This window comes from Polynucleobacter rarus (assembly GCF_003072505.1).
In the GTDB taxonomy this organism is placed as follows: domain Bacteria; phylum Pseudomonadota; class Gammaproteobacteria; order Burkholderiales; family Burkholderiaceae; genus Polynucleobacter; species Polynucleobacter rarus.
In genome coordinates this window covers 1,534,574-1,557,952 of the sequence record NZ_NTGB01000001.1, presented here as the reverse complement: position 1 = coordinate 1,557,952, position 23,379 = coordinate 1,534,574, and the positions used below count along the sequence as shown (strand labels likewise).

The following is a 23,379-nucleotide window of genomic DNA, read 5'->3' as shown; positions in this document are numbered from 1 at the left end:
TGGCAATTGATATTACGGATAAGTCTTAGAAACTCGAGCTAGTCCTTAATTCAGGAGTAAAGGACTGAATTAATTATTTATTAAGGTGATAGAAATGGATCAATATGAAATTGATGAGATTTTAAGAATAAATAAATTTGAACTGGCAGGTGAGATATTGATTGAAGAAAAATATTTTGGACCATCTCCAAAGTTTTCTTTATTTGATGAGTATAAAACTGGCAACAAATCTAAATTTAAAGGCTGGGTATATTTATGGGTTCATATTGTTAACAACAACTATTCGAATATTTGTTATGTTGGAAAAGCTGGGGGTGCAATAAAAGATAGGTGTAATCAGCATATCGGTGGTGCCAGACCTGGCTCTTCTGGTTCGCAAAAGGGCAGAAAAAATGCCCAGCGCATTAAAGACTGTGTTGAAGATGGTGGGAGGATGGAAATATTTGTTAGGAAGTCTGCTGATGGAAATCTATTAGGGGAGACGAATATCTGCCTTTGTGAATCTGAGGAAAGGGCAATGATACAAAAACTTAGGCGGCTTGGCGCAGAATTATGGAATAAAGATAAATAATTTTTCTTAATGAATTGGATAAAATTTCTATTCGAATAATAAGGTGAGAAAAAGAAACTTAAAAGGTTACTAACTATCAAAATGATTTCAGCGTATCATTTAAAAATTAAAGACTTTAATGGAAAAATATCTACTTTAGAAATTTGTGTGGGTGATATTCTTTCATTCAAGTCAGATGAACAAGTTGATCTTTTATGTTTATCAGCATTTCTCGAGGATTATTATCCAATGCCCGGGACTGTTGTTTGGGGATTATCAAATCTTGGAGTGGATGTATCTCGAGTCGCATCAGATAAGCATAGAGATTGGAGACGGAACTGGCAATCTTGGATCTCTAAGCCTTTAAATAAAAAAGATTTACCAATAAACCGTATTCTTTGTTTTGAGCACGAAGGAGTAGAAGAACCTTCTAATGTTGTAGGTAATATTTTTCGATCTATTAGTGAATTAGTACTTGAAACACCTAATAAAACTATGAAAAATATTCGACTCCCGTTGTTATCCACGGGAAATCAAGGCTTTGATAAGTCTTTAATGTTAGAGGCTATTATTCGTCAGGCTTATGTTCATTTGCGCGCAGGTTTGCCAGTAGATAAGATTCAATTAGTACTTTGGCCAAGTGACCCAGAAATTTATAAATTGCTTATTGAACTCGGGATTCTAATTGAAAAGATTAAATCAGAGTGGGCCTTAATGAAAATATCTAAAGCCCCTAGGTATGATTATTTTGTTAGTTATCGTCGACATGACAGTGCTTTTGTCAATGAGGTCATAGATCAAATTCGAATTAAAGAACCCCAGGCAAGTTTTTTTGTAGATGAAAATGTATTGGAGGATGGTTCTTTTTGGAAGCCTCAATTAATTACTGGACTATATGAATCTCAAAAAGCCATTTGTTTTATTTCAGACTCCTACGTTACTTCTGTTGAGTGTATGGATGAATTCCATGCTGCTTTGTGCTGTAGTCAATATCGCCCAAATTTTATGAAGCCCCTTTTATGCCTTGCTCCAAATAATTTAGATAAATTACCAAAATCTATACAGAGAGTTCAATTAATTAATGCCTTATGTCCTCCTCAATCAACCAATAATCTCGTGGATATTATTTCCTCTTAGTAGATATGCAAAATCGCTCCGTCCGAATCTTCCTATCGTCTACCTTCCGTGACTACGGTGAAGAGCGAGACTTATTAGTTCGTAAAGTCTTTCCGAATCTGCGTGCTAAGCTTAAAGATCGTTTTGTTGAATTAGTGGATGTCGATTTGCGCTGGGGGATTACCGTTCAGCAAGCAGAGAGAGGTGAAGTACTTCCTATTTGTTTGGCGGAAATTGATCGCGCTAGACCCTATTTTGTTGGGATGCTAGGCGATCGTTATGGATGGATTCCTCCCAAAGACGCTTATGCCCCTGATTTAGTCGAGCGACAGCCTTGGCTAAATGACCACCGTGGTGGTAAAAGTGTGACCGAACTGGAGATGCTCCATGGAGTACTCAACAACCCCAAGATGGCAGGCCGAGCTCTTTTTTATTTTAGGTCGTCAAGTTACGCAAAACAAAAAGGTGGTGACTACTTACCTGAGTCCCCAGCTGATCATGCGCGTCAGCAAAAACTGAAAGAGCGCATTAGCCAACATTGCTTTCCGGTGGTACGTTATCGAGATCCCGAAGCCTTTGCCAAGCGACTAGAAAAAGACCTTTGGAAGCTTTTAGATATTGAGTTCCCTGCCACCGGTGTGCCAGACGCCTATGCCCGAGAAGGACTAAAACATGAAGCATACGCTGCTCCTCGAAGAAGGCTTTACCTTGGGGGCGAGAAGTACCTAACTGCCTTAAGTGCAGCAATCACTAAAAAGCAAAGTAAAGTTCTTATTGAAGGCTCCTCCGGAGGGGGGAAGAGTGCGCTACTAGCGAATTGGTTACAAAGCTACCGTACCAAATACCCCAAGCATCTTCTCTTTGAGTATTACTTAGGAGCGAGCACCGACTCAGCAGATCCAGTGGTTTTAGTAAGACGCTTAATTGAGACAATCAAACGAGTCACTGGCAGTAGTGAAGAGATTGCTGGCGATCCTCAAAAGCTGTATGACAGTATCCCCACATGGTTAGCTACTGCAACTAGTTATGCTGGAAAACGTAAAACTCAATGGATTTTAGCTATTGACTCTTTAAACAGTCTGAATGATTTAAGAGATTTACGCTGGCTACCTGAGTTCTTGCCACCGAACATTTCCCTCATCATCTCTTCTCTCCCAGGGGAGGTTAAAGAGGCGCTACTAACGAAAGTTAGCAATTTGCCAAACTCCTCTAAAAAGGAGCAGTGGCATTCCCTATTAGTTAAACCGTTAACTAGTTTAGAGCGTAAGAAGCTTCTCATTACTTACTTAGCCAATTACAACAAGACCTTAGCCCCAGATCTTATTAAGCAAGCCTTAGCCCATCCCCTCTCGAATAACCCCCTCTTTTTAAGAACTCTAGCTGAAGAGCTAAGACTGTTTGGAGTCCATGAAGAGCTGCAAAAACGCTTAAAGCATTACCTCACCAGTAAAACGATTGATGATCTGTTTGAGAGGGTTCTCAAACGTGTTGAAGGGGATAATGGCAAGGAAAAAGTTCAATCAGCGATGCAGGCCATCTGGGCTTCAAGAGCAGGCTTGACAGAAAAAGAGATACTCGCTATCGTAAAACTCAAACCCGCCACCTGGGCTCCAATCCGAAATGCTCTAGATGAATGCTTACTTGAGTCGAATGGAAAGATTGCTTTTGCGCATGACTATATGCGCAAAGCAGTGAAAGACCGATATCTTAAAACTAAGTTACTCGAAAAAAAAGCTCACATTGGTCTAGCAAAATATTTCCAAAAACAACCTGCTGACGCTAGAAGAGTACAAGAAAAGCCCTATCAGTTGAGAGAGGCGCAGGAGTGGGAGAGCTTGAAGAGCTGTTTGGTAGGCTATGAGTTTTTTATGAAGCTTTATGAGCATCAAGGAGTTGCTGAGCTTTTTGAGCACTGGCTTACAGTAGAGGAGCATCTATCTGGACGAATGGAGAGTTACTTAGCGAAGAGATGGGTGATTTGGAGACAAAGTTTCAATGTAACAGAAGAGCGCATTGCTTCTGATGCTGTAGTTGACTTACTTCATTACTCAGGACGTCTTACAAATTTTGCAGTACGTCTTGCGCGAAGAGGTCTTGAGCTTGCCCGAAATGATAAAGCGGTAGCACGCACAGATCTTATTAATTACATCAATTTAATGGCGGTCATACATAAGGATCGTGGTGAGTATTTCAGCGCAGAGCCTCTATATATTGAGGCCTTAAAGCTGTCACAAGATCTTTCTCGTAATAACCCTGAAAGTCTTGCTAATCGCTTGAACAATCTTGCTGTTTTTTATAGACATACCGGTCGTTTAGATGATGCTGAGCAGTATTATCGAAAATCTTTAATGATCTCTACATCCATTTTTGGAAGCAATAGTAAGTCAGTTGCAATTACTCTTAGTAATTTGACGCCTATTCTTAGGCAGTCTGGTAGATTAAAAGAGGCGCTAGAATGCATAGATTGCTCTATTGCAATATTTAAGCGTCTATATGGTATTGAAGATCCAGGCCTTATTACCATCTTGAGTAATCGTGGGCAAGTACTCAAATCTATGCGTCGAGATCAAGATGCAGAGAATACTTTTCGGTTTGCGCTTGAGCTTAGTAAAAAACTCTTAGGTCGCCATCATACTACGGTAGCGCTTGTTTTAAGAAACTTGGCTAATCTTGTTCAAGATGATGATCCTGCCCGTGCAATTCAATTTGCTCTTGAGGCCCTTAATATTAGCCGCTTAACTTTGCCCGCTATTCACCCTGATGTAGGGACCTCCTTAGAAGTTCTTGGCGACTGTTTAATTGAGGAAGTTAGATTAAATGAAGCGCAATCCCTCTATGAAGAAGCGCTTGTGATTTATGTGAAATTAAGCTTGAAAGATGACGAAGCGGGTATACTTAATAAATTAGGTCTTCTTGCTCATAATTCTGGGCAATATGATTTGGCAGAAAAACACTATCAAACCGCCCTTAAAAAACTCGATGAAATTAGGCAAAGTAGCTCCCGAAAGGCGCTTACTATTTCTAATAATATTGCGATGCTTTTCAAAGAGAGAGGGGAGTTGCCAAGCGCCCTTGAAATGTCTATGCGGGTACTAAAGTTGACCCAGAAGCTATACCCAGAATTACCTGTCAAATTGGCTGGCGCTATTCATAATGTTGCTAGCATCCTTGAGGAATCAGGCAGTCAAGAGGAAGCAATTCGCTATTACAAAAGGGCGATTAAGTTATTAGAAAAGTCGGTGGGGAAGACACATTTTGAGCTTGTCGATACTCTTGTAAATCTCGGAACTTTAATGGCCGAAACTGGGAAGTTGCAAGATGGTAAAATTCAGTTACAGCGCGCGAGGAAAATTACTGAGGATCGATTTGGCGTTAATCATCAGCGCACGGGAATTATTCTTTACCATCTTGGGGGTATTCTCGCAGAGGAGGGTAAGGCAGATGAGGCCCTGGAAGTTTTAACTACTGAGATAAGTATTGCCGAGAAGGTAGAAGGGGAAAATAGTGATTCCGTTCGTTTAAGTTTACGCCATTTGGGGATGATATTGAGAAGCCTGGGAATGCTGGCAGAGTCTGAGAGATACCTTATCCGCGCTTTGGATGTATCTAGAACAGTCCATGGTCGTCATTCGTCAGAAACCGCCTCTGAACTGAGTGCTTTAGGTCAGTTGAGAATCGAGCAGGGGCGTCTTAAGGAAGCTAGGGTCTTTTTAGAGGATGGTCTGAGCTTGTTAAATTCTGACCCGAATGCTGACCCAGAGGATATCGCTAGTATCCAGAAGAGATTATCTATAGCGCTTAATTGACTTGGCTGTTCATTACCGTCCAAATACATACTAGGCCGAATATAGAACGAACTTCTGCCTGAACCAAGCCCTATTAATAAAATAATTATTTAATGACAACTGCTTCATGCCCACAATGTTCTGAGTTAGCGACTTTTAGTAAGAAGCGTAGCCAGTTTTATTGCTCTGAGTGTGAGCTGGTCTTTAATCCTCCCGCTACTCAAATCGAGCCCCAAACTATTTTCTTAAGCTACGCCCATAAAAGTGAGCGGGAAGAAGACTATGACGTATCAGAAGAGCTAGTTTGGCTGATTAAAGACGAGTTGGAAAAAGATGGTCATCGGGTATGGATTGATCAAGAGGGTATTACGGCAGGTGCACAGTGGCGAGATCTGATCACAAGTGCAATTTTGGGTCATACCCATTTTTTATCCTTCCTTTCTAAACGATCGGTACGAGACCCTGGCGTTTGCTTGAATGAAATCGCCATTGCCTTAGGCAGTGGTCGCCAAATCCAAACTTTGCTAACTGAAAGTGAGGAGGCAGTTCGCCAACCCTTAACGATCAGCCATTTGCAGTGGCATCATTTTGCCGACTGGAAGGTAATCAAAGATGGGCAAAAGACTGGGCCTAAGGGTGAAAGTTGGGATGCCTGGTTTGGTAAACACATGTCGTTCATCCGTGAGAACCTGTCTAATACTCAGCATCAAAAGGTGGCTGGCGATCTGCAGCGTCTTAAAGATATCTTGGAACCCAGAACCTTTGAGGCTGACATCATTAAAAGCATTGAAGGTTTTTATGGCCGTAAGTGGCTTTTTGATGCTTGTGAACAATGGCTCAATACCTCAACTAACCGGCTCTTTTGGCTCAAGGGGAGTCCTGGTATCGGCAAAAGTTCTTTTGTTGCAAAGCTAGTGCATCAATCAAACTCAGCCATCGTTGGATTTTTTAAATGCGAGTTTCAGGGTAGTAAATCACCAGAAGAGTCAGCTAGTGAGTGCATCCGAACCTTGGCGTATCAACTGGCCGCTCGCTTGCCAGATTACCGGACTAAGCTACTCTACCAGCAGTTAATCAATAAAGACAAGATTTGTAAGAAGACGGCAGATGACCTGTTTACTTATCTAATTACCGAACCCTTAAATACTTCTGGCAAGATCCCAGAGGCAACTCGCTTGGCACTCGCGATTGATGCGCTAGATGAGGCAGGACGCAATGATGGTACCAATGCGCTAGCCGACCTGATTCATAAGCATGCCGAAAAGTTGCCGCCTTGGCTAGGCATTATTGTGACCTCAAGGCCAGAGCCTTATTTAGAGCAGCAGTTAGGTAAGTTTGAATCGACTCCGATCGAGGGTGGCACAGAGCAAAACCTACAAGACTTAAGAGACTACTTAAATAAGAAGCTTGATCCATCGATGGGAGAATCTCAACGCACCACCATCATCGATCAAGTGATCGAAAAAAGTGGTGGCACCTTCTTGTACATCAAGCTCATTGAGAAAGACAAAACCTTAGATTTAGCCAAGCCTGAAACCTTACCTAAAGGTATTGATGATGTCTTCATGCGTGACTTTAAACGCTACTTCCCTAATCCCAAGGAATATGGACAAGAAGCGGAGCCGTTCTTAAGGCTGATGGCAGTAGCGCTAGGCCCGTTGCCAGTAGATTTAGCAAAAGACCTACTAGCTTGGACTAGTCGCGATATCACCACTAAGGTAACTCAACCACTAGGCAGCCTGTTGCAGGAGAAAAATGGAGGACTTGTTTTCTTCCATAAATCTATTTCGGACTGGTTGCAAGATCAAAAGCGTAGCGGTCTTTATCGGGTTAACGATACTGGAGCCATAGAATTAGGCAATTTCTTGTGGAGGGAATTTGAAAAATTTGAAAACTCTAAGTGGCAAAGTCAAGTATTGGGCTGGCTACCTCCTTTATTACTCAGCACGGAATACTGGGATGATAGATCGTCTTTACAAAAGTTTGCACAATTTTTAGAAAAAAATATTCGATTCGTCGAGGTGTTTCAAGTTCTTCAAAGACAATTAAGCTTATCTGAGTCTGCCGATGGTTTGATTTCTAAGGCATATGCAATTAGTTGTAAAAATTACGGGGTTGCATGTACTAGATTAGCAAAATATTCAGAGGCTGTGTCATTTTATAGACAGTCTCTGCAGGCGCTTGAAAATGTTTACGGAACATCCTCCCCCAATCTTTGTGAAGTTCTTATTAATCTTGCAAACTGTTTGAAAGATAAGGGCGATTATGCAGAGGTGGAGCTACTATTCAAACGATCTCTAGAAATATGTAGGGTAAAAAATCTTGCCGATAATTATGAGGCTGGTGAATCTCTTCATGGATTAGCAATGCTTTATTGGACCCAAGGAAACTTGACCCAAGCACTTGGAACCTTAAATAAAACCTATGATGTTTTTAAAGGGGTATTTGGTGAGGATGATATAAAAACCATTGACGTACTCAATAGCATCGCGACCCTTACCTGGACTTCTGGGAAGTATCTTGAAGCCATTCCGTTATATGCCAAAGTATTAAAGAGCTATGAGCGAATATTACCTCAAGAACACCCAAAAATAGCAAGAACATTAAATAATTGGGGAATACTAACAAGTGATCAAGGTGAGTATTATCAAGCACAAGATATGTATAAACGAGCGCTATTAATTTTTGAAAAGTGTTACGGAGACATTCATCCCTGTATTGCTATGGTTATAACAAACTTAGCTAATCTAATTGTTAAATTAAATGGGTGTACCGAAGAGGCTGAATCCCTTTATAAGAGAGCGCTTGAAATTAGAACAATAGTATCTGGGCCAGATCATATGGAAACAGCAGGCGCTATGAATAGTCTTGCTAACCTGCTTTTTAGTCGTTTGTTTCTAGATGATGCAGAAATGTTGTTTAGAAACTCACTAAAAATATATGAGGCAATATTTGGAGAGATGCATGCAGATACCGCTCTCGCTTTAAATAATTTAGCAAATCTTTTGAAGGCCAAGGGGGCTTATGCTGAGGCAGAAAGTCTATATACAAGATCATACATGGCATGTAAAAATAGTTTGGGTGAAAATCACCCAAGAACTCTTATGGCTCAATATAGTCTAAGTACGGTAGTGGCCAAAAATCTAGATCTAGATTTAAAAAATGACTTGGAGTATCAAAGATTAATATATGAGGTTGCCGCAGTCTGTGGTGAAAATCATCCGAATACGATAGTAATGAAGAATGGGCTGGATTTTTTGCTTGAAAATAGGTGCTTCGTTCGAGATTCTTATATCTAATTTAGAAGTGTAGCCATTTGAGATCATGATAAGTCTAATGCTTGAGTTGACTGTAACTTACGGGTCAATTCTAGCCCTTAAACCCTTAAAATTTCCTATTTTGGATGGCAATAGTTGACTCAAAAGATGACTGTCACTATTAATTGACTGTTCTAGTGCCGTTGTAGTTGCCCCTATAAAACCGATCATAGTGCCGCTGCTACTTCCCGAATAAATTCTCTCGGAGATTTCAGTTTTAATCCTTTGTGAGGATGATTTTCATTGTAATCATTAAACCAGTCATTGAGACATCCAATCACTGTTGTTGCATCCGGACGATCATTAATATAAGCATAATCCCGCTTAAACGTTTTAACAAATGCTTCTGCCATGCCATTCGATTGAGGGCTTCTGACTGGCGTAAAACACAAGATTAAACCCAGTTGTTTACCAAACTCCATCGTTTCTTTCGCTGTATAAGCAGAGCCGTTATCCGTTAACCACTGCACCGGATGTGGTGTTTGATATTGACCAAAACGCTGTTCTACACTCATCAACATTAAGTTTCGAATGGTCTCACCCGTAAAGCCTCCTGTCGTTGCTTCCCATGCAATGACTTCTCGATCACAGGTATCCAATACAAATGTAACCCGAACCACTTCTTGGTTCCAACAACGAATCTCAAAGCCATCCGAACACCAACGTGAGTTGGATCGTAAGGTAATTACTTTCCCCTCGTGGATCCTCTCGGGCATCGGTTTGCCCGTGTGTCTGGTTAATAACAGATTGTTTTGCTTCATGAGTCGATAGACTTTTTTATGATTAAAAACGGGTAATCCTGAACTTTTACGGAGGCGGTTGAGTAAAGCTCCAATCCGACGATAACCATAAGTCGGCCTTTGATCGACTAAAGTACGGATTTGAGGCAACACCTCCGCATCGCTCGTCATTTGATAGTTACTGCGTGCCTTAGGAGTCTCTTTCATCCTTTGGCTTAAATGCGATCTAGATATGCCGAGTGTTTGTGCAATCATTTTCATAGAGTGTCGTCCTCGGGCAACGAGGGCAACTGCGAGATCAGTTTTTTTTGGCGAGCCAAATCTACGGCATCCTTCAAGATCTCATTCTCTAAGGTTTTTTTACCCAATACTCTTTCTAATTCACGAATACGCTGCTTCAGTTCCTTCACTTCAGCAGCAGCTACTACCTCATCATCTACCGCAATCGCTTTTTTTCCGCCTTCAGCCATACGATTTCTCCAAAGAAATAACAGACTAGGAGAAATACCATACTTTCGTGCAATATGCGAGACTGAAATGCCTGGTTGGTTGGTTTCTTGCACACAACGAATCTTTTGTTCTACTGAAAAACGCCTTCTTCTCTGGACTTCCGTTACAACATGAATTGTTTCCATTTTCTTTCCTTAAACATAGTCATATGACTAGGCTTACGCCTAGTCGTTTACTTTAAAAACTATGTTCGGTTGAAATAGGGGCTATTACAGCCGTGAAGTTAAAAAATGAGCGGATAAACCAAAGTGTTTTAAGAGTCTTGAAGTCCTGTAATCACGCTGGATTTAGTAAGCAAGTAAGCCATGCCCCAGCAATAACTAACTAGATTAAGTATTTTGTACTTTTAAAGAGACTCCAGAGCTTTATCAGTTCAGTACGCAACTCACAGTAAGAACCCTTTATAACTTACTCGTATAAATTAAAATGTTCTTGACGAAGTTTGAGGTGAAGAACTCCTCTCAATGAGAAAATTCTACTTCTAAATCCAGTTAGCCTGCGGGGGGATTACCTTCTCATAATAGTTTTTATCGTTTTTTTTCACTAAAATGAATTTTTAAATGGGAATAATAGATGCCTTTGCTAATAGAAAACATTGATGTAATTGCAAGAAAAAAACAACGAGATGTTCTGTGGATATCCTTTCTTGAATCAGAAGATAGTTTGCTTTCAGAAAATAATGAACAATCTGCAACAAGCTTTGAGCAAAATATCAAGTTCAAAAAAAGAAAAATCAATCAGCAATCTAGAGAACGAGTAATTGCTTGGTTAGACGAGCATCGTATTGACTGGGAGCTTACTGGGCCCCTTGCCAATCGTAATGTAATGATGCCATACCAAGGTGATATTTATGTGGACCTGCCATATGATCAAAACTTAGCCGCTTATCGAGATTTGGAATGGTTTCTTGAGAATCCGGATATAAAACAGCGTTTACCTGATGTTAAATTTTGGGTGTGCTCTTTGGAGTTGGCAATGCGTAATAAAAAGAACTCTGATTGGGATGAGTTTTAAAATATTCAACAAAGTAAGGTAGGTGTGGGACATGATTAAGCATACAAATCAACAATCAATTAAGCGTGCCGCACTTATGATTTCGGATGCTGACGGATTAATCATTACCGCTGGTGCTGGTATTGGAGTTGACTCCGGATTACCAGACTTCCGAGGAAATCAAGGATTTTGGCAGGCCTATCCGGCTTTGGCTAATAAACAAATCGACTTCATGTCAATGGCTAATCCTCAATCATTTCGAAAAAACCCTAATTTAGCGTGGGGATTTTATGGACATCGTTTAGCGCTTTATCGCGAGACTATACCCCATGTAGGCTTTAGAATTTTAAAGACTTTGGGAGAAACTTTATCTGGTGGTACTTTTGTTGTGACTAGTAACGTGGATGGTCAGTTTCAAAAAGCTGGTTTCTCAGAAAAGGGTATTTTAGAAATCCATGGCTCAATACATTTGTGCCAGTGTATTGAGCCATGTAAAGAAGATATTTGGTCAGCTGCAGGCTTGAATCCAGAAGTAGATGAGTCTAGTTGCCAATGGTTAGGCCCTTTACCGGCATGTTCTCATTGTCAATCAATTGCCAGGCCTAATATTTTAATGTTCAGGGATTCAGAATGGTTAGAGGGCCATTTTTTAGAGCAAGAGTCTAATTGGAATATGTGGCGCAAGGTCGTGAAACGACCTGTTGTGATCGAATTAGGTGCTGGTATTGATATTCCTTCAATCAGATATTTTAGTGAGCGTCAAGAATCTCCTTTAATTCGGATCAATCCACGGGATGATGTTTTGTCAAAAGTGAATGTAGGAGTTTCCATATCGATGGGAGCTAAAGATGCATTAATTGCAATTGCTCAGGAGCTAGATTTAAATTTCTAAAATGCACAAAAAAGTAATTTTTTACCCAGTACAATTGTAACCAGGAAATTCCATACTATAGTTGCACCACTTTTTGTTGATTAAACAAATGAAGTGTTTTGTCTAGTTCGGATTGAATATGTTTTTTGAACAGCTAATAAGTCCCACTGTAATATCACCAATTAGTTCAGAACCTACCTTTAGGAACTGATCTTTGATAGAGAAGTCTTGCAAACATCCATTCGTAGCACGATTGATTTTTAGAATAATGCCTGCAGGAGGGCTTGCAAGAGCAAGTAGTCCATACTATGACATGGTTAGTATTCTGGAAATCTAGCCTCGACAGTAATACCCCCTAAAAGTAAACCATTAGTTTAAGCTTAGTAAGGTAGGGTGATATGGCTTAACAAAAAAATCGTTACCGTGTGGTCTATTGACGACCATGAGTGTAATATTTTCTGCTATTCTTACGCAAAACAACTTACTAAAAAAAATAAATCAAGCATGGGTTTATCAATATCATTCGGATTACAAGAGGTATTGACCAAAGGGATACTTTGCAACACAATGGATAAATATAATCATCAAGGTCCAAACTTAGCATTGATTGGTTTTAACCCGAAATAGCGACTGGTCATGGCTACTTAACTTACTTTACTTTTGAATTCTGTTATTAATGGCGAGACTAGCAATTTAGAAATTACACCTAAAACTAAAAGTAGAATTCCAATTTTAATAGCAACAATAAACTAAACATGACTAAAACTGAACATACCAAAGGAACATTCTTGTTGACTTCATTTGTTGAGGAGTGGTGCCAAGAAGTTGACTGTAAAGAGACGATAGAATTCAATGAAGAGAAGAAAACTTCTAGACTTTCCACAAACTATGAAGTGGATGACCATATGTGTCAGCTATTTATTGAAGTAGAAGAAATAATGTCTTTAGTTACTGTTTTTTTATATACCGATTTGGTTGTGGAAGATTCGAAAATACAAGCTGCTTTGGAATTTGTTAATCGTATCAATAATGAACTAGTGATGGGTAGATTAGCTGTTGAGACAGGTGAGCGTTTTCAATTCAAGTATGCGGTTGATGTGGAGGGGGGGGGCATATTTAATCTCAGAATGCTGTCCAATATGGTTTCATTTGCAGGTGATTGTATTCAAAAAAACTACCAGGAGATGAAGCTCATTGTTGGTGAGGCTCAACCAGTTGAATTGGAAGACCTTTCAACAACCTATAATTGGAGTCAAATAGAAGGACATCAAAGACTTAAGCAATGGTCTGAAAATTTAGAAAATGCTTATAAAAAAGATGCGACCCTTGAACGATGGAATTTGATTGGTAAGGCGGCGGTTATCATTAACGGAGATCCAGTCGATTTCACAACAGATGTCATTCGAACCATTGCAAAACATAGCAAAATGAATTGTATGATTGTGGAAAACAAAAATACACTTTTATTACCCAGTTTGAGTGAGCTTAAAAAATATGCTCCGTTAATAGTATATTTACAACCAGGTAGATGGCGTCGAGATATCAGAGAATTTGAGCATGAAACGGAAGAGGAAACCAAAAAATACAAAGAGATTCAGAAACGTATCAAGAAGTATGTTGCGGACTTTTCAATAAAAGAGCCTGTAATCTTCATAACAGCTACCAGAAGTCAGGATGATATCTTGCAGGACTTACAAGAAATTGGTGCATTTGATTTATTGATGTCCTTGCCTGAAAAATCCTTCAAACTAGTAGGTGAAGAGTTTGTTGAAAAAATAGGAAGAGATATTTGTGGTTCATCTTTAACAAGTTCCTATGGAAAGATAGGACATTTACTGCGTTCATATGCAAAGCCGAGAATCGACCTAACTGCTTTGGCTTTGCAAAGAAGGCATTTCCAAGAAAATAGAAAGCTTGAATACCTCGATTTAGTGGATTTAGAAATCCATCAAATGGTCTTCGAGGGACTAAATCAAGAGCCAAACAAAAAAATAAAATTACACACTGCTTATCATGAGGCAGGGCACTCTTTGATTTCGGTATTGGAGTCAGATGGATTTAATGTACCCGATTACACATCCATACTACCTGGCGCATCAGGCTTTGCTGGGGTGTCTGTGCAGTCCACGGGTTATTACTTACTAAAAGGAAATGAGTGGACCTTTGATGATTACCGTAAGCAAATACGGGTAGCTTTAGCAGGTAGAGTTGCTGAAGAAATTATCTCTGGTCCAGAGGGGGTTTCAGATGGTGCCGGGAGTGATTTAGCAAACGCTACCAATTGTTGTCTGAGCATGTTTGCATCCTGTGGCTTTTCTTCTGAAATGCATTTACCTAATCAAGCTGAGGTAAACTTGTCTGTTACGACTGATATTATGATGACACCTTCACAATCAGCCCATGTTGAGAAACTTACAAGAGATTTTTTGGCTCAGGAGTATCGAGTCGTGAGGGAAAAACTGAATAACCATAGAAATGTTCTTGACGAGATTGCCTCTCGGTTAATGAGTGATCCTATTGTCGACCAGGACGAGTTATCACAAATATGCTTAAGATATAACCTTAAAGTTCATAAACAGTAGGACTTATTTATTAAATCATTGTAGATTTGTTTTTATTATATGAATTCATGAATATTGGGCACACGATTCTTGAAATGACAACGCTATTGTGAAGGGATATTAATTCTATTTAGTACCTCTAGATGAATAAATGGTTAGGGTACATTAAAGATGAACTTTTAAAAATCAGGATAATTATTTCAAATACTTGAATTATTCCGCATTTGTGCCTTAGCATCTTTTACTTAAATCGAACTCCTAGGGATTAAGGTTTATCGGATTAGTCGATTTTAAATTTGATAAGAATATATGAGTTAAAAAATGACAAACTTAGACGAAAGTAAAATCTCGCTAAAAATTGACTCAGTCGAAATAGTGGCAAAAATTTACCGAGGTACTAAAACTTTCAAGATTTTATATGAAATGCCATTTAATATTAGTATTATAGTCTTTGATCCACCTTATTTTGCGATTGATTTGTTTAATAAGCGTTTAGAGATTGAACGGCAATCCAATAAATGGACAATGGATGATCAAAATCAAAATTATGTTTATATTAACTTTAATAAAGCAAAACAATTTTTCAACGAAATAGAAAAAATAAAGTTTAAATTTAAAAAAATTAAACCTAAATTATTAGATTTAGAAGAAAAAATTATTCAGTCTAAATTAGAGTTAAAAACTTATAAGTCTTCTCAAAAATCATTATTTCTAAAAGGTGAATTAAGCCAACAAGATTTCCAGAGAAATCTGAAATGTTTAAATATTAAAATATCCAAAGCTCAATCAGAGTTGTTTTTTGCTCAATCTGATTTCATCAGAAATAATGTTCCAAATCACAACATATTTTTAGCCTCTGAAATAATACAGCTTATCGATTTTTAAAAGTAGTCTTTGATCTTGCCCTAAAGGAAGGTTTAAAAGATTCAAGGTAAGTAAAGTGAATATCTAAAACCTCATGTTGCATACGCATAAAAGTCCCATTTCTACTTCTTGAAAAAAAATGATCTTTTACCTGAATGAGGTTCATTTCATCTTCTAATGATGATCTGGAATTTTAAGACTTTAGTCTAACTCTAGTTTGTTGGGTTAATTTTTCATAGAAGTACTTTAGGTGTTTTTTAATCATCAATTTTATTTTTAATTTGAAGAGAAGCAGTATGCTTAAGTCCAAGCCAATTAATGGGGGGATTACCAAAGTTGCGGTTATCAGAATCAGTCTACTAAAGTTGCTAGGAAAGGTTCTATGCCATTTAAGAATAGCTTTTAGTTTAAAAACCAACATTGAGCTCTGAAGTTGTATGTCTTTATCAACTGTATTAATCCAAATCGAAATTATAGAGAGGAAAATTGACTCCAATGATGAGCGATTTTCTACTTTTAACTAAATTGTAAAGTTCATTCGCCTTATCTTGTTGATTTATATTTTCATATAAATTAGCAAGACGATACATCGTACTGTTTGTGCGATAGTTTTCTTCGTCAAAAAGACGGACTCTTATTTTCAAGGCTTTTTGGTAGAATGTTTCAGCAATTTCATAATCACCAAACAAAGAATACATATTGGCAATATTTTGAAAACTTTGTGCAGTATCTGGATGGGAGTCACCAAGTATTTTGATACGAGTTTCTAAGACCTGCTTAAAAAAATGAAAAGCCTCTTCTTGTTGATTCATTTGACTCAAAATAGCCGCATAGTTATTTAACTGTCTGAGATAACTTGGATGTTCCTCCCCAACATTTTCTTTAAAAAACTTTAAGGCTTTTAAACAGTAGATCTCCGCCTCATCAAATCGCAGTAAATCATTGAGTAATATTGCTAAATGATTAAAGCTTGAAGCTGTATTTGGGGCATTGTCCCCAAGAACTTCCTGGTAAATTTTCAATGAGTACCGAATATACTTTTCAGCTTCTTCGAGTTCGCCTTTGTAAGTCAATACAGAGCCTAATCCTACTAGCGTATTTGCTAAATCTAAATTTATTTCAGAAGATATGTCATTTGATACTTGAATATCCTTCTCATATTCCTTGATACATTCCCTGTAAATTATCTCCGCTTGATCTAAAAAAGCAATCTTATGATAAAGATCTGCTAAGAGCGCCTTTGACCTCAGGAGTCCCATAGAATATAAATTATTAGACTCAATTTTGAGAGAAATAACATTTTTTAAGATAACTTCACATTCTTTGTAGTTTGCTAAATCCATCAATAAGCGAGCACTTTTTTCAAGCGCATCAATGAATTCATCCCCTTGACCACTTGCATTTTCAATCAAAACTAGTTCTCTTCTACAGAAATCTAGTGCTGTGGAGTACTTTAGTTTTTTTTCAAAAAGGATACCAACCTCACTTAATTTGGAGGAGTTATTCCAAGTAGATGTGAACTGAATAAGGGCAGGAAGCCAGTTCAGAATTAAATCAATCCAACGGGTATTTTTGATATTTTCATATTCAGCCAAAAGGAAGTTTCCAAGATTTGCTGCACCACTCGTTTCCACCAAGTAAGGACCACTCCTTTTTGAATCTTGTAACCAATCTGATATTGACTTATGGAAAAAAACGTAGCCTTTTTTGTCTTGGATCAAGCTTCCAAGTGGCTGAGTGACTCGAGTGGAAATCTCCCTGAAGGTCCAACCTAAAACTTGGTGCGCTAAATCAGGTGGAAGAGGACCTGGTGCTGCAGCCATCAGACGTAAAAAGGGTTCCACATATCGACCATAATCTTCTTGATTTGGAAAGTAGCGTTTGAAATCGCGCATGAAGATATCATCAATGCCATTGGGTAATCCATCTGGACTTGAAAAGCTGAGACCTGGGTCCTTTTCTATTAATTTAAGATACAGAAAAATTCCGCCACTTTTTTCAATAATTTGTTGAATGATTTCGGAACGTTTGGGTTCTAAAATCAGGGGGTCTAATTGTTCTTGCAGGTAATCTTTTATGTCTTGCAAATTTTTGTCAGTTCCGCCTTCAATCAGAGTAGCTTCAAACCTATTAAATTGTTGTTCAAGATAGGGCTCTGGTCTTGATGTAAAGATAATTCCTAGCCATGGAGGTAAGTTATCTACATGCTTGTACATCAGGTCAGCTAGAGCATTTGTGCCGTCATTTCGACCAGCCTCATCCAGAGCATCAATCACGATTGCTAGTCTTGTAGCCTCAGGTATCTTACCAAGAACATTGAGTGGTTCTGTAATTAAAAAGGTGAAGAGATCATCTGAACTTTTCTTTTCAATTTTTTCTTTATCGATTAATTGTTGGTAGAGGAGCTTTAAACGATAATCCGGTAGACGAGTGGCTAATTGGTAGGCGAGGGTACGGATACATTCACTAGCAGATACCTCTGGAGATTTATTTCCTTGAAACTCACACTTAAAAAAACCAATGATGGCAGAGTTTGATTGGTGGACTAATTTTGCAGCGAAGGCACTTTTACCGATGCCTGGAGAGCCTTTAAGCCAAAAAAGACGATTTTTTGAATGATTGAGCCAGTGGTTACATTCTTCAAAAAGCCAGCGACGACCATAAAAACCCTCAATCTTTGCGATGATTTCTGCTTCAAAGGATTTAGGTTCTAGGATATCTTTAAGGCGTTGAAGATCTCCAGCAACTTTGATTTTCTCAATATCAGAGAGATTCTCTCGAATGTGTTGCATTCTTTGTCCAAACCAAGTCTCCCAGTTTTCACCATTGGGACCTGTTTGAAGTCCATCTTTGATGGCTTTCCAATCCTGAAATTCATGCCACTGAATATGGCTAATCGTTAGGGGTTGGAATACTGAGCCTTCGCTTTCTGTCAGAAGTGTTTGGATTTGCTTACCGTTTCCTAAAGCAATTGCTATTTCATTAAGACAAACCCCAGGCTCACGCACTGATCTTTTGGATAAAAATGACAAAAAATGGTTATGACAGAGGATTGCGCTTGTAATGTGCTCACGCCACTGTGTTCCAGATCGAATGCCTTCTTGATCAATCCAAACTGTGTGACCGTCCTTATCAAGTTCTTTTTTGATAAGCCAGACCAATTCCTCACTGATGTCATAGTCCTCTTTACGTTCACTTTTGTGAGCATAACTTAAGAATATTGTTTGAGGCTCAATTATTGTGATGGGTAAAGACTCAAATTCTTCTTCACACTCCGGACAAATATAGAGATTACGTTTTTTTAAAAAAATGAATTCAGTTACTTTTATACAATTTGGGCAGGGACGAAGAAACATAAGGATGAAGAATAATTAGTTGATGATTTCTTTAATTAAATAAGCAACTTTGAATTAACTTCCTGAGAACTTTTTAAACGACTATTAGTAACAACTGAAATGATATTTTTTACAACAATTAAAATGCCTCCGAAAATATCATTATTTTTAAAATTAGGTATTGCTGTTTGAATAATAAGTGAGCAGACTTCATTTGTTAATTTAGCTTCAAGTCCATAACCCACCTCAATTCTCATCTTGTGGTCATCCTTCGCAACAAGAAAAAGTACTCCATCATTGATGCCTTTTCTACCTAATTTCCACTCTTTCACAACTCGCATAGAGAATTGATCAATTGTTTCTGGGCCAGTGCTTGGAATGAGAAGGATTGCAAATTGGACACCATTAAAATTTTGTAAATTCTCTAACTTACTTTCAAGATCAAGGATTTGATTTGAATTTAGGGTAGCCGTTAAGTCAGTAACTATTCTTGTTAGTCGGGGTACTGCAATTACTTTATTTGTGATTTGCGAATTATTCCCAACTTGAATAATTGAGTTGACATTATTTTTAAGATGATTATTAAACAAAAAAGCCTCACCAACAATGAAGTTCTTTTGATTGGTGAAGACCTTGTTAATAAATAGCTGCGTACAATTAACCACTAACGTGATTAATGTGAAAAAAACAAAGAAAAGTAATTTAATGTGCACAATAATATATTAATCTAATTTGCAACCATACTAAAGTTAATAAATATTAATATTAACCCCTAAATAATTAAGATTAGGAAGTAACGTATCGATGAAACTAACTAAACACCTTGTTTTTTTAATTTGTAGTGCTTTATTACTTTCTTTTATTTCGGTAAACGCAAAGACTATTCCTCTCGAAAAACCGAATGTCAAAATAGGACTTTATCCAAAGCGTATTTACGATATCAGCTTTAAGGATCAGAAGTATTCAGTTGACTTTACATTGTGGTTTAGATGGGAAGATGACAACATCATGCCTCAGAAAAGTTTTAAGGTTCGTAATGGAAAACTTGATGGCTTAGACCTTGTTTGGGAAGGAAAAATTACTGACCAATTAACTCAGAAATTAGTGAATTTTGCGGTAGTAAATGTATCTGCTACTTTCACTGATGTCTGGGATATAAGAAACTATCCATTTGATCATCAAAACCTCAAAATTCAAATTGAAGAAGATCGAGATGAAACAGATGTCTTAACCTACGAAGTTGATATTCGGAATATGTCTAAAAATATTAACTATCCAATATCTGGTTGGAAAATCAATGGGATAAATTATTTTGTTACTAATTATCAGTTTGACACTAATTTTGGTAACACTTCCGAGGAGGATGAGTTCTCCACCGTTTCAAGTAGATTTGAATATGGAATTGAAATCCAACACGAAAATACATTTTCAACTGTTAAGTACATCTTCACCCCTTTTTTGATTTTAATTATTTTATATTTTGGTAAATTTATGAGGATTACTGAGAATGATACTGATAGAGTTAATTTAGGTATTACTGCTTTATTTGCTGCGATTGCAGTGCATTTTGTGATTGCGGATAAATTACCTGACTCTAATGGTTTTTCATTGGTAGAAAAAATTGTCTTGCTGACTATCTTTATGGCGAGCTGGTATAGTGCGCTCACTTTTTATGCCATTCATTGTCATCGAGATTTAAAGGATGATGCTCTAGAGCAAAAAATGGAGAAAATCAATTTCACAGGGATTCTTTTAGCCATTATTTGTGTGGTGATGACGGTGGGCTATTTTTTACTGACATAGATAGTTCATAGAGTAACTAACAACGTAATTCATGAAATATACTTAACCTCCAGTTGGGTTTTCTAACTCCATTTCGGAATTGGAAATATACCAAATGGATCCTTCATCAAGAGCTGAGATACCTAAATTTCGGTATACATTTTGCTTCTTAATAATGATTTCTTTTGGTTTAAGTGCAAAATCAGAAGTAGGGTTATTTTTTGAAAGAAGTTCAATATCTTTAATTTGCTCATAACTTGATTTTGCATGCTTAAACATCGTGAAAGACATGCGATATTTGCTTACCTCTTGCCTAAATAATTTAGTCCGAATATAAAGACTAATCAAACCTCCGATTAAAAGAAATGACAACTTACAACCTTCGACAACCTTTTCAAATTCACCAACAACATTCATAAATTGTGCAACAGGATAATTTGTAAGAATAAACAAAATTACAAATGAATATAAAAATATTTTTTGTAAGCCTTCAAAAAGGTCTAATTGAATGACGGAACTCTTAATTGGACCCTTCATATATGCCTGTATGCATTGAATAAAGTTATCTACTTCTTCTAATTTTTTATCTTTAAAGTAGGATGTTTGTTTATCAATCCACTCAATTTCAAGTTGATCTAATTGATTAGATATTTTTTCTGAATGTGAAGTTGGATTGTTCAATCGAAAATGAACGCCTTCTGGATTTATTTCCCAATCTTTTTTATGTTTAAAGTCAATGGCCCAGATAGTTCTGATTACCCGCCTTACCCAGGTGGCTTTACCTATTGCAGTAACAAGAAAGAAATCGGCAGGCACGTCCTTAATGCCAGTTCTTATCCAAAAAGATTGTGTTCTTAATGCTTCGCAAATTGCTCGATAACTTTCGTAAAGTTCTTTATTTTTAGCTCGTAGATTTAAGCGCCAACAAACAAAAACAATGGTCGGAAAAATAAGTTTCAAAAAATGTTTTAAAAGTGGAAATAATTCGTAAATACCGGATTCTTCAATCCACCCTTCAAAACCTTCCAAGCAAACCGCAAGTATTGCAAAACGAAAAATTAGGCTGACATTAAATGAATAATTTCCTTGATATTTAATGGCTAGGGCGTCAGTGAGTTTAAACATCATGCCCGTCAGATATTTTTCTTGGCTGACCGCCGCAGGATCTTCTTTGAGTTGTTTTTCACAATTCTCATTGAGCTCTTCAATGTTAGCCGCTATTTCATCTTTTTCTAAACTTTTACCCTGCCATTTATAACTTTGTTTTTTAAACCAAGAAGGTGATTTAGTTTCATAAAATCCAACTGCATACCTTGCCTCATCGCCCTGTCCACGGCTGTATTCTTGAATTGTTGGGGTTATGAAGACTTCGTCATCTTCCTTTGTAAAAACAGGTAGAGCCTTCTCAGTAGATTTTCGAACTTTGATTAGATATAGGATGCCTTGTTCAGAGCTTCGCACATTGGAAGATTTGGTATCAAGGAGATTGGTACACCCTCGTTTGCGATAATTAATAATTTCTTGGGTACCACCCTTTTTAGGGAGTTCTTTATTGTCATTAGTTAAGGCGAAAAGTAAATGTGAGTTTAGGGCAACATATTCGCCAACTTCTAAATACGCCTGATTTTGCTCATTTTCAGTTAAAAGCTTTTCCTCATTAAGTGTAATTACACCAATTGTTTTATGGTGATTTTTTAATTGATGAAAAAGATATTGTTGATCAAGCTCAATCGAAGTTAGGTAATCGGCCTCAGAAAATGGCAAGACAACTTGCAAGAAAAGATTGTTATCTGCCTCTAAAGCAACTTTGGCTGCAGCAGTATCTGCTCCTTGCGCCAAAGGGCTGATAAAAACAAATGGTGAGAGTGGAAATCTACTTCGGTAGTGCCTAATCGTTTTTGATATAGCTTCAGTAGCACGTGTTAGGTCTTCTTCTAAAATATATCGATGACCTGTAATTCCAAAGGTAATAGGCACAAGATGTCGTTGGTTTTCCCAATTTTTTGATTTCATGCTTAACCATTCAAAATAATTTGTTAGTATATTAATCAAGAATATAAAAATATATTACCTTAAAATTAGAATTGCCTCATGTTAATGAATTACAAAAAATATACTCTTGCATGTCGCCACTGTTCTGAAAAGGCATTATTTCCTCCTCGCATTTGTGAATCTTGTGGTGCTGTTAAAACATTTGCTCAAAAAGAGGCTATTAGGACTAACCATTCTGAATTAAGTATTGAGTTTGGCCCATCACACCTCACTTGTAGTTCTTGCTTTAAGAACTTTTCAGAAGAATTTTTTCCTATGATTTACAAAAAATGTAAATTTTGTGGTCAAGATGATTTAGATTGGTATTGCGAGGAAGATGGCACTTGGGCCTCTGATTACAATGATGAACAAAAAGAGGGTACTTGGTTAACGGGTAACTTTGAGGGGTTTTTTGAAGAAAAAAATGACTCATCAATAACATCATCTAAAGAAAATACTTTAGCAATCTATCAATCTAAGTTAACGAATGTAAAAAGGGTCAATCACCCTCAGCTTAGACAGAATGGCGAGATCAAACCTAAGCAATTTGAAATTATTAATGATTTAGAAGTATTTGTTGGTTCTAATAAGGCTTTAAGGCTTAATTTAAAAGATGTTCGCTTACATTATTGGAAAATTATTAGTAGTTATGATGCACGAGATCCAAAAAGTCATTATTTTGGGAAGATTTACGGAACACTTTTTGGTAGGCTAATGCAGCCTGAGATTCCCAAAGAACCCGAAGAGTTAGCTGACCCATTGGCTAATTTAGATATTGTGAGAAATAAGGGTATTGACAATGAAGTAAATAGGGGAGTAGAAAATAGTCTGACTGATGGAAACTTAAAGCCTGATGCGGTAATTCAGAGCGATTCTAAAAAGGATTCTTCAACCCCAACCCCAACCCCAACCCCAACCCCAACC

14 protein-coding genes are annotated in these 23,379 nt (G+C 37.6%); 10 read left to right on the top strand and 4 right to left on the bottom strand.

Translation table 11 applies throughout. The features are described 5' to 3' along the window. Positions 1 to 94 precede the first annotated feature (94 nt). The 4 genes from AOC35_RS07320 to AOC35_RS07305 all read left to right on the top strand — a co-directional run bounded on the left by AOC35_RS07320 (position 95) and on the right by AOC35_RS07305 (position 8,750). Entirely contained in the window at positions 95 to 571 is a 477-nt protein-coding gene (locus AOC35_RS07320) for a hypothetical protein (RefSeq protein WP_108646465.1), read from the top strand. A gap of 81 nt (positions 572 to 652) precedes the next feature. Next, complete coding sequence (locus AOC35_RS07315) at positions 653 to 1,687, top strand: toll/interleukin-1 receptor domain-containing protein (RefSeq protein WP_108646464.1); 1,035 nt, start codon at positions 653 to 655, stop codon at positions 1,685 to 1,687. Between the two features lie 5 nt (positions 1,688 to 1,692). Beyond that, complete coding sequence (locus AOC35_RS07310) at positions 1,693 to 5,472, top strand: tetratricopeptide repeat protein (RefSeq protein WP_108646463.1); 3,780 nt, start codon at positions 1,693 to 1,695, stop codon at positions 5,470 to 5,472. A gap of 92 nt (positions 5,473 to 5,564) precedes the next feature. Continuing rightward, complete coding sequence (locus tag AOC35_RS07305; protein WP_108646462.1) at positions 5,565 to 8,750, top strand: tetratricopeptide repeat protein; 3,186 nt, start codon at positions 5,565 to 5,567, stop codon at positions 8,748 to 8,750. A 185-nt stretch (positions 8,751 to 8,935) separates the two neighbouring features. Here AOC35_RS07305 and AOC35_RS07300 read toward each other — a convergent pair. Beyond that, positions 8,936 to 10,143, bottom strand: a protein-coding gene (locus AOC35_RS07300; RefSeq protein WP_425440622.1) for an IS3 family transposase whose coding sequence is annotated in 2 segments (ribosomal slippage) — positions 8,936 to 9,834 and positions 9,834 to 10,143 — 1,209 coding nt in all. Because the reading frame shifts where the segments join, the coding sequence is not laid out codon by codon here. 448 nt (positions 10,144 to 10,591) lie between these two features. Here AOC35_RS07300 and AOC35_RS07295 point away from each other — a divergent pair. The 4 genes from AOC35_RS07295 to AOC35_RS07280 all read left to right on the top strand — a co-directional run bounded on the left by AOC35_RS07295 (position 10,592) and on the right by AOC35_RS07280 (position 15,328). Beyond that, positions 10,592 to 11,032, top strand: a complete 441-nt coding sequence (locus AOC35_RS07295) for a hypothetical protein (protein WP_108646460.1) — start codon at positions 10,592 to 10,594, stop codon at positions 11,030 to 11,032. Positions 11,033 to 11,063: 31 nt separating this feature from the next. Continuing rightward, positions 11,064 to 11,903 (top strand): SIR2 family NAD-dependent protein deacylase, encoded by an 840-nt coding sequence (locus AOC35_RS07290; RefSeq protein ID WP_108646459.1) that lies wholly within the window; start codon positions 11,064 to 11,066, stop codon positions 11,901 to 11,903. A 734-nt stretch (positions 11,904 to 12,637) separates the two neighbouring features. Further along, complete coding sequence (locus AOC35_RS07285; RefSeq protein ID WP_108646458.1) at positions 12,638 to 14,464, top strand: hypothetical protein; 1,827 nt, start codon at positions 12,638 to 12,640, stop codon at positions 14,462 to 14,464. Between the two features lie 300 nt (positions 14,465 to 14,764). Further along, complete coding sequence (locus AOC35_RS07280; RefSeq protein ID WP_108646457.1) at positions 14,765 to 15,328, top strand: hypothetical protein; 564 nt, start codon at positions 14,765 to 14,767, stop codon at positions 15,326 to 15,328. A gap of 434 nt (positions 15,329 to 15,762) precedes the next feature. On the opposite strand, the gene AOC35_RS07270 is transcribed toward AOC35_RS07280, so the two are convergent. Then, a complete protein-coding gene (locus AOC35_RS07270) occupies positions 15,763 to 18,663 on the bottom strand; it encodes a tetratricopeptide repeat protein (RefSeq protein WP_108646455.1) in 2,901 nt (966 codons plus the stop codon). A 35-nt stretch (positions 18,664 to 18,698) separates the two neighbouring features. Beyond that, positions 18,699 to 19,232: a TPM domain-containing protein gene (locus AOC35_RS07265; RefSeq protein ID WP_159077518.1), complete on the bottom strand. Its 534-nt coding sequence runs from the start codon at positions 19,230 to 19,232 to the stop codon at positions 18,699 to 18,701. 214 nt (positions 19,233 to 19,446) lie between these two features. Here AOC35_RS07265 and AOC35_RS07260 point away from each other — a divergent pair, with 214 nt between their 5' ends. Next, positions 19,447 to 20,445 carry a ligand-gated ion channel gene (locus tag AOC35_RS07260; protein WP_108646453.1) on the top strand — a complete coding sequence of 333 codons (999 nt, stop codon included), beginning with the start codon at positions 19,447 to 19,449 and terminating at the stop codon, positions 20,443 to 20,445. 42 nt (positions 20,446 to 20,487) lie between these two features. Here the strand turns inward: AOC35_RS07260 and AOC35_RS07255 are convergent, their stop codons facing one another. Next, positions 20,488 to 22,476 carry a hypothetical protein gene (locus AOC35_RS07255; protein WP_159077517.1) on the bottom strand — a complete coding sequence of 663 codons (1,989 nt, stop codon included), beginning with the start codon at positions 22,474 to 22,476 and terminating at the stop codon, positions 20,488 to 20,490. A 39-nt stretch (positions 22,477 to 22,515) separates the two neighbouring features. Here AOC35_RS07255 and AOC35_RS07250 point away from each other — a divergent pair. Continuing rightward, on the top strand, positions 22,516 to 23,379 hold an 864-nt coding region (locus tag AOC35_RS07250; protein ID WP_159077516.1), incomplete at its 3' end, for a hypothetical protein.

What these genes read in the sequence shown, in the direction of transcription:
- AOC35_RS07320 (WP_108646465.1), top strand. Translation starts at nt 95, where the DNA reads ATGGATCAATATGAAATTGATGAGATTTTAAGAATAAATAAATTTGAA.
- AOC35_RS07315 (WP_108646464.1), top strand. Translation starts at nt 653, where the DNA reads ATGATTTCAGCGTATCATTTAAAAATTAAAGACTTTAATGGAAAAATA.
- AOC35_RS07310 (WP_108646463.1), top strand. Translation starts at nt 1,693, where the DNA reads ATGCAAAATCGCTCCGTCCGAATCTTCCTATCGTCTACCTTCCGTGAC.
- AOC35_RS07305 (WP_108646462.1), top strand. Translation starts at nt 5,565, where the DNA reads ATGACAACTGCTTCATGCCCACAATGTTCTGAGTTAGCGACTTTTAGT.
- AOC35_RS07295 (WP_108646460.1), top strand. Translation starts at nt 10,592, where the DNA reads ATGCCTTTGCTAATAGAAAACATTGATGTAATTGCAAGAAAAAAACAA.
- AOC35_RS07290 (WP_108646459.1), top strand. Translation starts at nt 11,064, where the DNA reads ATGATTAAGCATACAAATCAACAATCAATTAAGCGTGCCGCACTTATG.
- AOC35_RS07285 (WP_108646458.1), top strand. Translation starts at nt 12,638, where the DNA reads ATGACTAAAACTGAACATACCAAAGGAACATTCTTGTTGACTTCATTT.
- AOC35_RS07280 (WP_108646457.1), top strand. Translation starts at nt 14,765, where the DNA reads ATGACAAACTTAGACGAAAGTAAAATCTCGCTAAAAATTGACTCAGTC.
- AOC35_RS07270 (WP_108646455.1), bottom strand. Translation starts at nt 18,663, where the DNA reads ATGTTTCTTCGTCCCTGCCCAAATTGTATAAAAGTAACTGAATTCATT.
- AOC35_RS07260 (WP_108646453.1), top strand. Translation starts at nt 19,447, where the DNA reads ATGAAACTAACTAAACACCTTGTTTTTTTAATTTGTAGTGCTTTATTA.